This window comes from Methylobacterium sp. NMS14P, assembly GCF_028583545.1.
Lineage (GTDB): Bacteria > Pseudomonadota > Alphaproteobacteria > Rhizobiales > Beijerinckiaceae > Methylobacterium.
The window spans coordinates 4,510,084-4,526,024 of the sequence record NZ_CP087106.1; the positions used below are offsets into that span (position 1 = coordinate 4,510,084).

Annotated in this window: 10 protein-coding genes; 2 read left to right on the forward strand and 8 right to left on the reverse strand. The window is 65.9% G+C overall.

Going from position 1 to position 15,941, the window contains the following annotated elements; genetic code table 11:
• Positions 1-182: 182 nt before the first annotated feature.
• Positions 183-6,497: an autotransporter outer membrane beta-barrel domain-containing protein gene (locus tag LOK46_RS21470; RefSeq protein WP_273560437.1), complete on the reverse strand. Its 6,315-nt coding sequence runs from the start codon at positions 6,495-6,497 to the stop codon at positions 183-185.
• A gap of 498 nt (positions 6,498-6,995) precedes the next feature.
• Positions 6,996-7,256: a Crp/Fnr family transcriptional regulator gene (locus tag LOK46_RS21475; protein WP_273560438.1), complete on the reverse strand. Its 261-nt coding sequence runs from the start codon at positions 7,254-7,256 to the stop codon at positions 6,996-6,998.
• Positions 7,257-7,408: 152 nt separating this feature from the next.
• Between LOK46_RS21475 and LOK46_RS32935 the strand changes: the two genes are divergently transcribed.
• Positions 7,409-7,675 (forward strand): GCG_CRPN prefix-to-repeats domain-containing protein, encoded by a 267-nt coding sequence (locus LOK46_RS32935; RefSeq protein WP_273560439.1) that lies wholly within the window; start codon positions 7,409-7,411, stop codon positions 7,673-7,675.
• Between the two features lie 69 nt (positions 7,676-7,744).
• Here LOK46_RS32935 and LOK46_RS21485 read toward each other — a convergent pair whose 3' ends face one another.
• A complete protein-coding gene (locus tag LOK46_RS21485; protein ID WP_273560440.1) occupies positions 7,745-7,996 on the reverse strand; it encodes a hypothetical protein in 252 nt (83 codons plus the stop codon).
• A gap of 316 nt (positions 7,997-8,312) precedes the next feature.
• Here LOK46_RS21485 and LOK46_RS21490 point away from each other — a divergent pair, with 316 nt between their 5' ends.
• Positions 8,313-8,501 (forward strand): hypothetical protein, encoded by a 189-nt coding sequence (locus LOK46_RS21490; RefSeq protein WP_273560441.1) that lies wholly within the window; start codon positions 8,313-8,315, stop codon positions 8,499-8,501.
• A gap of 399 nt (positions 8,502-8,900) precedes the next feature.
• Here the strand turns inward: LOK46_RS21490 and LOK46_RS21495 are convergent, their stop codons facing one another.
• The 5 genes from LOK46_RS21495 to LOK46_RS21515 form a co-directional block, all read right to left on the reverse strand.
• Positions 8,901-10,445 (reverse strand): aspartate ammonia-lyase, encoded by a 1,545-nt coding sequence (locus LOK46_RS21495; RefSeq protein WP_273560442.1) that lies wholly within the window; start codon positions 10,443-10,445, stop codon positions 8,901-8,903.
• Positions 10,446-10,515: 70 nt separating this feature from the next.
• Positions 10,516-11,412, reverse strand: coding sequence for an amino acid ABC transporter substrate-binding protein (locus tag LOK46_RS21500; protein WP_273560443.1), 897 nt, complete (start codon positions 11,410-11,412; stop codon positions 10,516-10,518).
• An 88-nt stretch (positions 11,413-11,500) separates the two neighbouring features.
• Entirely contained in the window at positions 11,501-12,832 is a 1,332-nt protein-coding gene (locus LOK46_RS21505; protein ID WP_273560444.1) for a dicarboxylate/amino acid:cation symporter, read from the reverse strand.
• A 105-nt stretch (positions 12,833-12,937) separates the two neighbouring features.
• Positions 12,938-14,119 (reverse strand): aminotransferase class V-fold PLP-dependent enzyme, encoded by a 1,182-nt coding sequence (locus LOK46_RS21510; RefSeq protein ID WP_273560445.1) that lies wholly within the window; start codon positions 14,117-14,119, stop codon positions 12,938-12,940.
• A 200-nt stretch (positions 14,120-14,319) separates the two neighbouring features.
• Positions 14,320-15,126 (reverse strand): IclR family transcriptional regulator, encoded by an 807-nt coding sequence (locus LOK46_RS21515; RefSeq protein ID WP_273560446.1) that lies wholly within the window; start codon positions 15,124-15,126, stop codon positions 14,320-14,322.
• Positions 15,127-15,941: the final 815 nt, after the last annotated feature.

Genomic DNA, 15,941 nt, shown 5'->3' on the forward strand with positions numbered 1-15,941 from the left:
GGAAGCGGACGTTGGTAGAGCAGTCGTTCTTTCCTGTGCTCGCGGCGGTAGGTTCGTGTCAGGTGCCGTACACGGCTGCGAGGAACCGCATCAACAGGTGTCGTGCTGCCTCGCAGATGGCCGTTGCGCCAGCTTGTCGACACCGCACACGATCGATATCGCGGAGGTCGACATACTATTCTTCAAAATCGCAGCTGCATCCGAGCAGTCCCCACATGCGAGAGGAAGTGGTCTCCGATCTGGCCTTGGTACTCGCCGGTCACCTCGATGCCACCGCCGAGGCTGACCTGGAAACCCAGCCCCACCTCGCCGAGGCGATCGGGGATCGACGATTCCGTCGCGAACAGACCGAGCGCGCCGGTCCCCTGGAAGCTCGCCTTGCCTGTGAAATGGTCGTCCGACAGGAGCGTCACGCCGAGGGTGCCGTAAGGGCGGACCCAGCGCCCCCCATCGAGGTCTATCCGGCCGCCGATCTCCATCATCGGGCTGAATGCCACCAGCGTTTTGGCGACTGGCCGCATGTCGAGGTTGAAGCCCGGTGCCCCGGTCTCGGAATACGCGGGGCTGAAACTGTAGAGAAGATCCAGATCCGCGTAGGGCTTGAGATACCAATCACCGAACAAGACTTGGTAGCTGGCCCTCAGCCGACCGCCCGCGGTGAGTATTCCGGACTTGCTGCGCGCCGTGGCTGTAGCGCCACCGAAATCGATCAGGCGTTTGTTGTCGGCCCAGGAATAACCGAGGTTGGCTGAGGCCGCGAGTAGCCAAGGGCCGATCTGGTGCTTGAGCGCCGCAGAGACATCAGCTGCGTCGCTCGTCGTCCCGGTAATCCGGTCGGGATCGCTCTGGATCGCGCGGGTATAGGCGCCAGTCAGGCCGAAGAACCAGTCCGGGGCGAACTCGGTCTGAAGCCCACTCTGGTAGCTGAGGGCGGTCTGACGGTAGCCAACGTCGTCCGCGGTGGCGGACTGGGTCGTGTGAGCGCTGGTGATGCGCCCCCAGACGCATTCGCCCTCACGCAGGAGCGTGCCGGTACCTGTGAATGCCGGACAACTCATGGCGCGCTGGAGGCCCTTGCGGGTATCGAGCGTCCGGTCGGTCAGGTTGTCCTGGTTGGACTCCGGCTTCAACTCGTCCAGGGCGGCGGCGTAGGCCTTCGAGCTGTCGACGGAGAGGAAGCGCCCGTAGAGCGTGCCCAGCTTGGTCGTGTTTCCATCCCAGGCATCCTGCAGGCCTTGCGCCACGCTGCGCTGGTCCTCGGTCAAAGTCACGCCTACCGGAGCCGTGAAATGAGCCTGCGGCACCAGCGCGATGCTGTTCCCCGTCGAGACGATCGTCCAGGAGATTGGAACAGCCCCCGAGCTGATGCTGCTTCCGGTGGCGCTGGCGCCGACATTCTCCACTTGGCCGGCCCTGAGGAAAGTGTAGCGGCCGGGCGAGAGACCATCGATCAAGTGCGGCTCGACTACGCCCCTCAGTGAGGCGGTGCCGGTGACGGTCAGAACATCGTTCCGCAGGGCAGGATCCGTCGCCAGCGGTGCGATATCGACCAACATGCGCCCGGATTCGGTCTGCTCGAAATTGCCGGTCACCGTTGCGCGGGCGACTTTGCTGACCCCGCCGATGTCGAGGATGGCGCCGTTGCGCAGGCGGCCGCCATCTCCCAGGGCGATGACACCGTCGGGACCGGTGCGCAGGATCGCCGAAGCTGCGCCGTCGATTCCGTTGTCGAACAGGACGTGACCCGTCTGCCCTCCGCCCATGAGGTCAACATCGCCGATCAGGGTGCCGCGATTGGTGATCGTGCCGGTGGTGAACGCGCCGACGATTGCCCGGCCCGAGACGGCGCTGACCACGGCACCCTCCTCTATGGCGATCCTATTGTCCTGCCCGCCCTCGACGCGCATCGCCGCGCCCGCGCCGCTGCCGCCAGTGACGAGGCCGCTGACCCGTATGACGATCTTGCCGCCGCGGCTCGGATCGGGCTCGAGGCTACCATCGGTCCGCTGGACGCCGGATTGGGCCAGGATCGCGTGGGCGTCCAGGCCGGACGCGATGATCGACCCGGACGCCTCGATGGAGATGTCGCCGCCGCTCCCGGTTACGGCGCGGCTTCGCACGGGCTGCATCGCCGTCTCGCCGGACAGGCCGACGAGGAGCCCGCCACCTCCGCCGAGGCTCTGAGCGACGATGCCGTGGGATTGCGTGCCCGCGGTGCGGATGACGGAGCCCTGCTCGAGGCTGACGCTGATCGCCCCGCCGGAGCCGCTGCCGCCGTCCGCCAGCCCGTAGGGGATCGCGTAGCCCATGGCCTGATGGGCGCCGCCGTAGCCGCCGCCGCCGCCGATCGACTGCAGCAACAGGGCCGGTGCCGCGTCGCCGGTGGTCAGGATCTGCGCGCCTGACCCGATCCTGACCTGGATCGAACCGCCATCACCGGCGGCACCGCCCGTGCCACCGAGCCCGAAGGTGTATTTGTGGCCACCCGGGCCCGCCGCCACGGAGGCGAGCCCGCCGCCGCCGCCGATGCTCTGGGCCAGGATGCCGACCGCGCCGAAGCCGCTCGTGGCGATCGTGCCGTCCTGAACGATCCGCACGGTGCCGCCGTTGCCCGCCAGGGCTCCAGACCCACCGAGCGTCAGGCTGCCGGACTTCGCCGAGACGGAGGCGGGATCCTCCGGCGGTGCGATCTGCACGATGTCGAGCGCTGCGAGCAGGGAATCCGTCAGCGCCTTGGCATCGCTCTTGGTGTCGTCCTTGGCGCCACTCTTGGCGTCGCTCCCCGAGCCGTCCTTGGTCGTCCCGTCGTCAGCCGCGTCGTCGCCAGCCGGTGCGGCGAAGCTGCCGCCGCCGCCGCCGATGCTCTGAGCGACCACGGCATGCGCCTCGATCCCGGTCGTCACGACGGTGCCGCGGTTCTCGATCGTGACGTCACCGCCATGCGCGCCGGCACCGCCGCGCCCGCCGACGTTCAGATTGAGGGTCAAACCCTTGTTGACCTGGCTGTCGACACTGGCGCCGACACCGGTTCCGCCGCCGCCGCCGATGCTCTGCGCGTAGAGGCCGTAGGCTGCATTCCCCTCTGTGGAGACCGTGCCGAGGTTGAGGATGCCAACGGAACCACCGGTATTGCCCGTGCCGCCCGAACCGCCGACGGTCGCCGAGATGTTGGTCCGATTGGTGGCCTGCGCGAACGAAACGCCGCCCTGGCCGCCGCCGCCGCCGATGCTCTGGGCCATGATCCCGTGAGCGGAGGCTCCAAGAGTCGTGATCGTCCCCTCGTTCTTGACGTTGACCTCTCCGCCGGAGCCCCCACTCGCACCGTCGCCTCCCAGAGCCAGCGTGGCCGAGACGTCGGGCAGCTTGGTCCCGGACTTCTTCTGTGTGTCCAGGTAGTTGGAGATGCCGGTCGAGTAGGATTTCAGCGCCTTGCCGAAATCCGATTGCTTCAGCTTGTCAGCGATCCCCTTGTACGTGTCGCTGGCCTTGATGTCCTTGAGAAACTGTTCGAGCGCCTTCTTGTCGTCCTTGTTGTTCTTGTCGGCGGCCCACTGCTGATACGCCTCGACGCCGATCGCCTGCTTGATCTGCTGCCAGATCTCCCCGACGGCGTCGGGCGCGACCTCGGTCCCGGCCGCGAGGCTGCCCCCCGTACCGCCGCCGCCGCCGATGCTCTGGGCGAGTATCCCGTGTGCGCCGTCGCCCGAGGTCGCGATCGTGCCGGTCGCGGCGTTGACGACAGCCACGGAGCCGCCCGTGCTTCCGGTCCCGCCGGATCCGCCGAGCTGGCGGGTGATTTTGAGCGTGCCCGTGGCGGTACCCGACACCTCGCCGCCGTTGCCGCCGCCACCGCCGATGCTCTGGGCCTGGATGCCGGTCGCGTTCGAGCCTCCGGTCAGGATCGTGCCTTCGTTCGTCACCCGGACGCTACCGCCGCGATTGCCGACGCCGCCTGAGCCACCGACAGTATCGCTCACCGACAGGGTGTCGGCGATCGGGAGCTTGCCGAGAACTTCGTTGAGGGTCTTGTCGAACGAGACTCCGGACGTCGCGACTGCCGAGGCCGGCCCGGCATTACCACCACCGCCACCGACGCTCAGCGCGAGGATGCCGATCGCGGCGTCGCCTCCGGTCGTGACGCGACCCGCCTGGGTGACGGTCACGTCACCGCCGGTGCCGCCGCCGCCACCCTCCCCACCGCTCCGGTCGCGGTTCTTCCCGCCGATGCCCCGGGTGATGGCTATGTTCTGGCGCAGGCTCAAGGTGTTGCTCGTCGCGGTCGCGCCACCGCCGGTTCCGCCGCCGCCACCGATGCTCAGGGCCTCGATGCCGGACGCACCGTCGCCGGAGGTCCGCACGGTCCCGCGATTGGTGACGGTGGCGCTGCCGCCGTTGCCGCCGTCGCCGCCCGTACCGCCGAGGATCGTGGTGGCAGCCACAGCCATCTGCTGCGGCAACGCGACGGCCAACGCGTAGGCCGTCGCGTTGCCGCCGATGCCGCCGCCGCCGCCAACGCTGAGGGCGAGGAGGCCAGTCGCCCCATCGCCGTAAGTGGTCACGAGGCCGGTGTTGACGACACGCGCTGTGCCGCCCGCGCCACCATTCCCGCCTGAACCGCCGATCGCGGTAGAGAACGCGAAGCTCGGCAGCGCCTTCCCGCTCGGCGTCACAAGCGGTGCCGTGATCGCCTGCGCGTTGGCCAGGCCGCCCACGCCGCCGCCGCCGCCGATGCTGATCGCCGCGAGGCCGTCCGCGCCGAGGCCGACGGTCGTGACCGTGCTGCTGCTCTCGATGACGGCAGAGCTGCCCTGTCCGCCCCTGCCTCCGCTCCCGCCGATCGCCCACGACGCCGAAAGCCCGACACCCACCGCCTTGGTCCTGGCCTCGCCGCCGGCACCACCGCCGCCGCCGATGCTTTGAACCAGCACGGCCGTGGCGCCGTCACCGCCGGTCTCGATCGTACCGCCGACGCCGGTGAAGCGGGCGAGGCCGCCATCGCCGCCGCCGCCGCCGCTACCGCCAAGGCCGACCGAGAAGAAGGCATTCGCCGTGAACGCGTCGCCGCCGGTGCCGCCGCTACCGCCAATGCTTTGGACCAGGGCTCCGTACGCGGCGTCACCCGCAGTCACGATCCTGCCGCCGGCATTGACGATCTCGGCGGTCCCGCCTCTCCCCCCGGTGCCGCCTGTCCCGCCGGTGGAGAACCACAGCGTCCTGCCTCCGGTACCGCCGCCATTCGCCTCAGACCTCACGGCCAGGGGCGAAAGCGGCAGGGCCGTGTCGGCGCTGCCGCCACCGATGCTCTGCGCGACCAGACCGATCGCCCCGGTGCCGGCGGTCGTCACGGTGCCGCTGTTGGTTAACGTCACCGATCCGCCCGTGGCGGCATCCCCACCCTTGCCGCCGCCGAAGACGCCGTCGCCGCCCTTGCCGCCGGGGCCGCCGACCGACTGCGCGACGATGCCCAGAGCATAATTGCCCTGTGTGACCACGGTGCCGCTCTGGATCACCGTGACGGTGCCGCCGTCGCCGCCTCGGGCCCCCTCCCTTCCACCTGCATCGCCCTGGCTTCCGCCTCGACCGCCGATGCTCTGGACGAGGGTGCCGAAGGCATAGTCGCCAGCGGTCCTAATCGTGCCGGCCATGTCGAGGCGCGCAGGGCCACCGATGCCGCCCTGCGTCACCTCGGGCTTGCTGTAGGCGGTTCCCGATCCGCGGTTGCCGCCCGCGCCGCCGATGGACTCGACGATCGCCGCGGTGGCACCGGCACCGTCGGTGCTGACCTGCCCTGAGGGCGTCACGACGAGCGAGGCCAACCCGCCGGTCCCGCCCTTCCGGAACGCAGTCTGGTCAGCGGCAACTCCACCTGAGCCGGCATTTCCCCCGGTGGCGCTAACTCGAACGCCGAGGAAGGCTTGCCCCACGGTCGAGACCGTGGACGAAAGGGTGAGTGCAACCGGGCCGGCATCTCCGCCGCCGCCGAAGTTCGTCAGGGCGAACCCACCATCCCCGCCCCGGGAATAGACGAGGAGCCGGGGAATGGGCTTGAATTCCGGCCGCGCGCCGCTGCTGACTTGGTCGCCCTGGCCGGCGACGTCCTCCGACAACGTTACCGAGACGGCACCGCCGGCCCCTCCATTGGCGCCGAAGACCGAACCGAAGCCAAAATCGTCGCCTCTTCCACCGCGTCCGCCCTTCGAGCCAATGTTGATCGTCACGGCGGGATCAAGCCCGGCGGCTGCAATATCGACATCGATCAAGGTCAGATCGCCGCCGGCCTGACCGGGCGTGGCAGAGGTGTTACGGCCGATGATGAGGACTTTGCCATCCCGGCCATTTGCGCCGATGGCCACTTGGGGTTGGGGTTGGTCGGCCGCGCGCGCAGAAGAACTGAAGGTCAATGCCAGGGCGGTGATGGCCGTAACCAGAAATCGTTCGCTGCTACGGACCGTCTCGTGGCAGAATATGACAGACGGCTGACCTGACAGAGACGGCATCGAGAAGAAACTCGTTGCTCGCTCGGATCTGCACATCCGCGCAGCCCTCCGCGAGAGGGTTGGGGTCATCGGTGCACGGATTGCCGGTCACCGATGCCGCTCAATTCGACGAATGTCTTCCTCAAAGATGGTTAACAAAATCTTTACGAGCCATACATCTCCTTAAACACGGAAGCACATCTCCAGGGCAATCATCAACCGACGCTTCAATATTACTGCGTCGAAGCAAAAATGAATAATGATTCTGGATTATTCCGCATTTAAAGTTCGCGATGCTGCCAAGGCACGACCTGACATCAAAGAGAGAGGCCGGGCCGACAGTTGCCATTTGCTACCGCGTTGAGCTTCATCCCATAAGCGCGCGTTACACGAGCGTTTGGCCGGGATCGCGATCGGAACAGGGTTGTCCATCCGGAAGCCGACCTTCCGCATGCGACCCAACTCAGTCAAAAAGCTCGACCCGCCGTGGCCTCGAAGCAGACACCCCCACGATCCAAGTCAGTGCCGACCTGCGGCTGCCAAGCTGGTACGGTCGACGATCTCGATTGCGCCCCGGCGAAGCTCGATCAGACCCGCCTCGGCCCATTGCCCCAATAGGCGGCTGACTACCTCACGCACGCTGCCGATGTCGTCAGCGAGCTTCTGACGGGTCACCGCGGCGATACCCCTCGGATCGGCCTCGGACAGGAGCCGTTGCGCGAGGCGCTGCTCTAACGGCGCGAACGCGACCTCGTCGATCAGCGTGAACAGGCCAGACATCAGCCGCGTTTAGCGAAATGCGACCCTCTCTCCTTGATCGCAGCCGGCCGCGGTCGGGTGACGGGTGACGTCTCGTTCACCCTTTCCGTGGCACCAGCGCACGCTGGCTGGCCGTTTTCGCGGCCTGCGGCTCAACCACAGGAGGTCTGACCATGACGCACCTGAAGATGCTCGCCGCCACAGCCGCTCTCGTCGGCGGCTTGGGCCTCGCATCCGCAGCCAGCGCTGCACCTCTTGCGCCGATCGGTGCTGGGACCATCGCGGGCACCGCCCACGTCACCAACGTAGCTATGGGCTGTGGTCCAGGCTTCGCTCGTGGCCCCCTCGGCCGTTGCCGCCCGATCGCCCGCGGCTTCCGGCCTGGCCCGCATTGCTTCGTGCGGCGGACCCCGGTCGGCCCGCGGCGCATCTGCCGCTAAGGAACATCTCTGCGTCGGGACATCTGTCCCGGCGCGCTTGGCCCAAGGCGGTTGGAATAGACGGAGCCCTTACCGGTGCCCCCCGATCAAGCCTCGCATTCTCAGGCTGTTAAGGTAGGCCCGCTGGAGAGGACACCAGAACGCGGCACCACTCTCGCGGAGCGCCGCTGTGTCTTCGGTCTCGGCAACATTCATGGCCTTCAGAAGCCGATCCTGGCCGAAGCGATCGAGCGACTGCGAGAAGAGCGTGGTTCCAATCTCCTGCAGTTGAGCTTGATCGACCGCGTAGAACGGCGCGCAGTGTCGGCCGATGAGGGTCACGCGGACGATCATCCGTGCGGCTTGGTCGAGGCGAGTAGCATCTTGAGGCAGCGCAGCTTCAGGCGCCTTAGCCGGCCCGGCGACCACATTGCAGCTCGCTAGCGCGAACATGGCTAGCGCCCAGCGCGCGATGGAGCGACGACCGAGGGCGAGCGACCGAGCGTGCGCAGCCAAGCCTCTCCGTGAGGCGATCCTCTTCTGTGGGTCGTAGGTCAGATCCTGTCGCTCGAGCATATTTCCAAGATGGCGAACGTCGCGGTGGGTGTCGAGGCGCTAACATTGGCTCTGCCGTCATCTTGCAGCTACAGGTCCACCCATGCCCGACAAGCTCGAAGCTCTCCTCGAACGTCTCAAGGCGCACCAGCGCATTCTCATCCTGGCTATGGCCGAGCATGACGGCCTACCGGCACAGAGCGCGATACGTCAGGTCGCCGAGTTGGAGAACGTGATCGCTGCGGTCGAGGCGGTTACGGCGGAGGAGGCCGACAGGATCAAGAGACCCTAGCCGTTCCGCTTTAAACTACAACGGCGCAGCAACCCGTGAGGTCACTGCGCCGCTGGATCGGGCCGCCGAGGGGCGATAGCGGCCTTGAAATGGGGCTACGCCCAACGCGGCCTCCGCGAGGTGCGCCCGAGCACATTCAAATGGATGTGGCGCGATAGCGATAGAGATCAGCCTACACGGCGTTCAGCGAAAACGTCGTAGATTGCGCGATCTGGGCGGTTAATCGGGGTTGGTCGTGAGAGCGGAGACGGCATCCGCTTGGAGACCTTGTTGTCCGAAAGCGGACCGTCTTGAAACCATCCATCTGGGACGCCTTGAGGGGCAATTGGCGCCGATGACACATGGCCGTTCCGACTCGTCGCAATGGGGACCAGACAGTTGTGACCGCCGCGCATCGACCTACGGCGCGGTGGCGGCTTTCTGGCGCCGCGTCGGCTGGATCATCGCCTCCAGTTCCAGGAGTTTGTTGAGTTCCGTTTCGGTAAGGAGCCCTTCCTCCAAGACGAGCTCGGCCACCGGTCGGTTCTCCTTAAGCGCGCGTTGCGCGACCCGCGAACTCGCCTCGTAGCCGAGCGTCGGGGCGAGCGCCGTCACCAAGCCGATTGAGCCCTGGACCAGGGCGCGGCAGCGCTCCCGGTCAGCCTCTATGCCCTCGACGCAACGCTTGGTCAGCGTGTCCACCGCCGCCGTCAGCATCCGCAGGGACGACAGCACGCAGTAGCCGATCGTCGGCTCGAAGGCGTTGAGCTGTAGTTGCCCGCCCTCGGCGCAAAGCGTCACGGTGAGGTCCTGGCCGATCACCATGTAGGCGACCTGGTTCACCACCTCCGGGATCACCGGGTTGACTTTGCCCGGCATGATCGAGGAGCCGGCCTGCACGGCCGGAAGCCGGATCTCCCCGAAGCCCGTGCGCGGGCCCGAGGACAGCAGCCGCAGGTCGTTGCAGATCTTCGAGAGCTTGACCGCCACGCGCTTCAAGGTGCCGGAGAACAGCACGAACGCGCCAAGGTCGGACGTCGCCTCGATAAGGTTCGAGGCCAGCACCATCGGCTGGCCGGAGACCCGTGACAGCTCCTCCACGGCCAGGGCGGCGTAGCGCGGATCGGCGTTGATGCCGGTCCCGATGGCGGTCGCGCCGAGGTTCACCTCGCGGAACAGGGCGACGATCTCGCCGAGGCGCGCCACGTCCTCCTTGATGGTAGCGTGGAAGCCGTCGAACTCCTGCCCGAGGGTCATCGGCACGGCGTCCTGGAGCTGGGTGCGGCCCATCTTGAGCACGTCGGCGAACTCCACCGCCTTGCCCTTGAAGGCGTAGGCGAGGTCGTCGAGCGCCTTCACCAGCGGCTGCGTCCCAAAGATCACCGCCAGCCGCAGGGCCGTCGGGTAGGCGTCGTTGGTCGACTGCGCCATGTTCACGTCGTCGTTGGGGTGGAGCGCGGCGTAGTCGCCTGGCTTGCGCCCCATCAGCCCGAGGGCGACGTTGGCGATCACCTCGTTGGTGTTCATGTTGGTCGAGGTGCCGGCCCCGCCCTGGATGGCATCGACCACGAAGGCGGCGTCGTAGCCGCGGTCCTCGGCGACCAGGGCGCAGGCCCGCTCGATCACGTCGGCCTTGCCGGGCTTTAGGTAGCCCAGGCGCCGGTTCGCGCGGGCGGCGGCCTGCTTCACCAGCGCGAGCGCCCGGACGAATTCCGGGAAGTGGCCGACCGGCACGCCCGTGATCGGGAAGTTGGTCACCGCGCGCTTGGTGTGGATGCCCCAGAGCGCGTCTGCCGGGACTTCCCCGTCGCCGAGCAGGTCGTGCTCGGAGCGGGTCTTGGCGGTCTCTAGGTTCACGGTGCGGACCGTGGCGACCGCCAACTCGGTGGGTGCATCCCGCTGACCTGATGCCGTCACAGCCGGCTCTTCATCTTCCTTGCTCACGTCAGGCTGCCTCTTGGACATGTGAGTGGCCCCCTCTTGGAAACGCTCGGCCCGCATTCGTCGGGATGACATCATAGTCCTGGGCGGCCGGTCAGAAATCCACCGAGTCGCTCGGGTGCGCGACGCGCTCCTTCAGGGCGTCGGACATCGGGAAGTTCAGATTCTCGTTGTGGGGCGGGATCGGGCTCTCGAACCACTTGGCGTAGAGCTTGGTGAAGGCTCCGGAGGCCATCATGTCCTTGAGGACGTCGTCGGCGAGCGCCTTGAACTCGGGGTCGTCCTTCGGCAGCATCAGCCCGTAGGGCACCAGCGTGTAGGTCTCGGGCAGGAAGGCGTACGCGGCGGGATCGGGCGCGCGGGCCTTCAGGCTGGCGAGCAGGATGTCGTCCTCCATGAAGGCGGCGGCGCGCCCGCTTTGGAGCGTCAGCATGGACTCTGCGTGGTCCTTGCCTTGGATGATGTTGAATGTGCCGCCCTTGGCCTTGATGCCGAACGCGAAGCCGGTGGCGTTCGAGCCCTGCGTGACGACCACCGTCTTGCCGTCGAGCCCCTTCACGTCGTGGATGCCGGATGAGACCTTGGTCAGCCACCGCGCCGACGAGACGAAGATCGCGACCGTGAAGGAGACCTGCTTGAGCCGGGCGGGGCTGCTCGACGTCGCCCCGCATTCCATGTCGATGGTCCCGTTCTGGATGAGCGGGATGCGGTTGGACGAGTCGACCGGCTGAAGCTTGACTGCGAGCTTGTCGAGCTTGAGGTCGGTCTTGATCCTGTCTACGACCTGCGCGCACAGGTCGAGGGAGAAGCCTACGGGCTTCTGGCCGTTGTCGAGATAGGAGAACGGGATCGAGGACTCCCGGTAGCCGAGCGTCACGCTGCCGGTTCGCTTGATCTTGGCCAGCATCGGGCTCTCGGCCGATGCCGCTGTGGCGGCGAGGCCGAGTGCGAGTGCGCAAGACAGCCGTACGAAGTCCTTGCCCTGAAACATCGATCATCTCCTCTGGATGGATACGGACCTCGGTCGGGTCTCGCGGGGCCTGACCACACGGCGAGCGCCGCGGGATGGGTTTGATCGGCTAGGCTGAAGCACTTTGAGCCGCCCCGGTCGGCGTCACGACGCCGACCGGGGACAGGAACTCGGCATCGTCCTCGACCGGGGCGCCGAGCTCGTGCTCCCACTTGGCGACGACGGCGGTCGCGACACCGTTGCCGATGACGTTCGTCATGGTGCGGCCCATGTCGAGGAAGGCGTCGATGCCGACCAGCAGGACGAGACCGGCGGTGGGGAGGTTGAACGAGGGGATCGTCGCCGCCACCACGACCAGAGAGGCCCGGGGCACGCCGGCGATGCCCTTGCTGGTCACCATCAGGACCAGCAGCATGGTGATCTGCGTCGAGAGGTCCATCTCGACGCCGAAGGCCTGCGCTACGAACAGGGCCGCGAAGGTCTGGTACATCATCGAGCCGTCGAGATTGAACGAGTAGCCCAGCGGCAGCACGAAGCCGGTGATGCGCTCCGAGACGCCGAACTTCATCAACTGCTCGACCATCTTCGGGAAGGAGGCCTCGCTGCTCGACGTGGAGAAGGCGATCATCATCGGTTGCCGCAGCAGGCGCAGCAGGGTCTTGATCGCCCCGCCGAGCACCACGGTTCCGGCCGCGATGATGACGACCCAGAGAACCGCGAGGCCGAAGTAGAAGGCGCTGACGAACTTGCCGTAGGTCACCAGCACGCCGAGGCCCTGCGTGGTGATGACGGCCGCCATCGCGGCGAACACGCCGACCGGCGCGAAGCGCATCACGTAGTCGGTGAACTTGAGCATGATCGGGACGATCTCGTCGATCGACTTGGCGACGGTCGGAGCGAGCGAGGTCTTCACGGAGCTCAGGGCGAAGCCGAAAAAGACGGAGAAGACGAGGATCTGAAGCACCTCGTTGGTCGCCATCGCCTGGACGATGCTGACGGGCACGACGTGCGCCACGAAATCCTTGAGGTTCAGGGCACCGGTCTGCAGGTTCGTGGTGGCGCTGGCTTCAGGGAGCGGCAGGTTCAGGCCGTGACCGGGATGCAGGAGGTTGGCGAGCAGGAGGCCGATGGACAGGGACACCACGGAGGCGGTGATAAACCAGCCCAGCGCCTTGAACGCGACCCGGCCGACGGCGCCGCCACTCGCGCCGAGGCTGGAGATGCCGGAGACGATGGTGGCGAACACCAGCGGTGCGATGATCATCTTGATCATGCGCAGGAAGACGTCCGACACGATGGTAAAGTACCCGGCAATCGCCTTGGCCTCAGCCGGCGTCGCGAAAGTGTTGCACAGGTAACCGGTCGCTATTCCGAGGAACAGGCTGACCATGATGTAGGTAGTCAGCCTGTTCGAGGCGTGAGGCTTGCTGCTCACCTGCATGACGTCGTCCTCCGCGCCACCGAGTGGAGCGGCAACCGAGCGTGGCGCTTGTTTTTCTTGCGTCTCGGCTGCCGGCAACGATCAGGATTGAAGAGGCTCGTCGGCCTATCCGAGCTTGGACAGCACGGCCGTGCGGGCCTGCGTCGAGGGCACGTTGCGGGCGCGGACCGCCTCGATCAGCCGGTCGATGTCCGCCGTGGTGTTGAACATCCCGAGCGACACCCGGATGCCGTCGCGCTCGGGCGAGACGCGGATGCCGTTCTGCGTGAAGTAGTCGAGCCACTCGGCCGCCGGCAGGGCGATGACGTAGATATGCGGCGCGCGGTGCTGACGGTCGCGCGGGCCGACCAAGCCGACATCAAGTTCGTCGAGGTGCTCGATGAGGTAGTCGCCGAGGTCGAAGCAGTGGCCCTCGATGTTCTCGATGCCGACCGTGTTGATGAGGTCGATGGCGGCACCCAGGCCCTGGATGGCCGGGAGGTTGTAGTTGCCGAGCTCGAACCGGCACGCCGTCGCCGGCAGGGCCATGTTGTCCTCCCGGGCGATGAAGTCGGTCGGCGGCTCGGCGAGGCTGGCCGCGGCGAGGTAGGCCGGCTCCATCTCGATCTTGGAGGAGTCCCAGTAGAGCAGGCCCAACCCCTGGGGCACCAGCAGGCCCTTGTGGGTGCCCGAGCCGATGAAGGTCGCCTTCATCGTCTTGGCGTCGATGGGCGTCACGCCGATGCCCTGCATCACATCGACGACGAAGTAGAGGCCGTGCCGCTCGCACAGCTCGCCGACGCTCTCGACATCGAACCGATGGCCGGCGTGGAAGGTCACGTGCGACATGGAGATCGCCCGCGTCCTGTCGTCGATGTGCGAGCGGAAGCTGTCGGCGTTCACCACCTGGGTCATCGGGATGAACACGACCTCGACGCCCTTCTTCTTCAGGTTGAGGAAGGCGTAGGCGTTGTTCGGATGGTCGCCGTGGATCATCAGCACCTTGTCGCCGGCCTTCAGCGGCAGCGCGTTGGCGGCGATGTTCATGCTCTCCGAGGTGTTCTTGGTGAACGCGATCTCGTGCGGCTGCGCGCCGAGCAGCGTCGCGACCTTGGCGCGGGTCTCTTCGAGGCGGCTGAGCCAGACCTGCTTGGGGCCGGCGGTCTCGAACCCTTCGCGCAGGAAGCGCTCGTACGCCTCCTTCACGGGGCGGGAGAGCGGGGTCTGGAAGCCGCTGTCGAGATAGACCACGTGCTCGGCGGCCGGAAACGCCTGACGAACGGCAGCGACGTCGTAGTGTTGGGTCATGATACCCTCCGGTAGCGCAGACGCGACGAGGCGTTGCGCCGGAAGTCCCGGCGAGCCTTCGACCCATCTCAAGCTTTGAATGGCGGCAGTGCTACTATATCTGCCAATCCGTGCCCAAAAGCCGGGCATGTCAGTGGCATGACAAGAAAATACACTACGTCCGCTACGCGTCGAGCCGGATCATCATCCAGCGGTATTTTTCATTCCGAAAATTGAGAATTATCGAAATCGTCGTTGTCTTGCAGGATGGTGCTGGACAAGAGGGCGGCCGCTTCTTGAAGGGGCTCGATGAACGCGTCGAGGTCCTCGAAGCCGACGCGGGCGGAGGGCACCGACACGCCCAGGCAAGCGATCAGGTCCCCCTTCGGCGAGACGATGGGCACGGCGCAGCCGACGACGCCGAGGACGTATTCCTCGTTGGTCTTCGCCCAGCCCCTGCGCCGGATCACGTCGAGCTGGGCGAGAAGCGTCTTCGGGTCCGCGATGGTCGTCGGAGTGTACTGCGCGAGCGGAAGGGAGTGGGCGAGTCGTTGCCGGACCTTGGTAGGCAGCCGGCTCATGTAGATCTTGCCCGTCGAGGTGCAGTGGAGCGGTGCGGCTGATCCGGGATTGAACTGCAGGCCCTGCTGTTGCTTCGTCTGCACGCTGTCGACATATGCCACCGCGTTATCGCGGACGATGCCGATCTCGCACTGCTCACCGATCCGGTCGGCCACCGCGCTCAGGACCGCGTGCCGCCGCACCGTGCGGAAGGCCGCCCCGATGGTCTTGGCCGAGAGGGTGACCAGCGTGCTCCCGACGACGTAGCGCTTCGTGCCGAGAGCCTTCTGGATGAGGCCGCGGTCCTCAAGGTTGCCGATGAGTCGATGCGCGGTGGGAAGCGGCAGGGCGAGGGCCGAGGCGATCTCGGCCGCCGACAGTGCCTTCCGTTGCTCGGCCACGAAGGTCAGGATGGCCAGGGCCCGATCCAGTGGCGCGTCGCGCGACCTGTGAAGTTCATCGGCCACGTTGGCTTCCTCGTACGGCTTACGCTCGGCTGTGCCCTAGTTGCACGAACATGCAAGGGCTACCGACCGGCGGGGATGCCTCATCGAGACCTGAGCTCAAGACGCACACTCTCGCCCTACCGCCTCCGGGAAGGCTGCGTCCGCCTCGGTGTCTATCTGCCCGAAAGCGGACCGGCGGAAATCCACCCTGAGCGGTCGATCCGCAATCGATCGACTCCAGCCGCCGGAAACGCCGTTTGCGTTTATCCGAAGCGGTCGTTCGCCAGACTTCCGGCAATTTTGGCTCGGAGTGGAAACCGAACCCTGACCTCTCGCAGCGAACCAGACGTTGCGGCCTGAACCCAACTCGGAGCGTATGCCCCTGTTTCTCACGCAACGGATCATGATCTACGTCTTCGTATCGTAGAGATTTGTTTTCTTTCGTATCCTGTCAATTGTCATCACCAGTCTATCTTGTGCATCGTAGATGCACACCGCCATTTTTAGGAATTCGAATTGCTCTTCAGCAACTATTTTGGCCTCCGAAATCGTCCATATCTTCGTTGTCAGTGTCTTATATCGTCCATCACTCATAACCCTCGTTTGATACAGCAAATCACTCATTTGCTCATCTTGATCTATGAAAATATTGAGTTATTAAAATTATCATTCTGTAAAGTTGTTGCCTAAGCACGCCGATAGATCCCGTTCTGGCCGCTTTATCAAAATACAATTGATAAGCGGAACGTCTTTGAGCTAGAACCGCATGCGCTCCACTATCGTGAAAGCGGTTAGCCCTTGTTGGCGAGTTTCAAGCGTTGTCGAGGCAGGTGGAG

Coding starts and splice junctions, on each gene's coding strand:
- LOK46_RS21470 (WP_273560437.1), bottom strand. CDS start 6,497: ATGCCGTCTCTGTCAGGTCAGCCGTCTGTCATATTCTGCCACGAGACG.
- LOK46_RS21475 (WP_273560438.1), bottom strand. CDS start 7,256: ATGTCTGGCCTGTTCACGCTGATCGACGAGGTCGCGTTCGCGCCGTTA.
- LOK46_RS32935 (WP_273560439.1), top strand. CDS start 7,409: ATGACGCACCTGAAGATGCTCGCCGCCACAGCCGCTCTCGTCGGCGGC.
- LOK46_RS21490 (WP_273560441.1), top strand. CDS start 8,313: ATGCCCGACAAGCTCGAAGCTCTCCTCGAACGTCTCAAGGCGCACCAG.
- LOK46_RS21495 (WP_273560442.1), bottom strand. CDS start 10,445: ATGTCCAAGAGGCAGCCTGACGTGAGCAAGGAAGATGAAGAGCCGGCT.
- LOK46_RS21500 (WP_273560443.1), bottom strand. CDS start 11,412: ATGTTTCAGGGCAAGGACTTCGTACGGCTGTCTTGCGCACTCGCACTC.
- LOK46_RS21505 (WP_273560444.1), bottom strand. CDS start 12,832: ATGCAGGTGAGCAGCAAGCCTCACGCCTCGAACAGGCTGACTACCTAC.
- LOK46_RS21510 (WP_273560445.1), bottom strand. CDS start 14,119: ATGACCCAACACTACGACGTCGCTGCCGTTCGTCAGGCGTTTCCGGCC.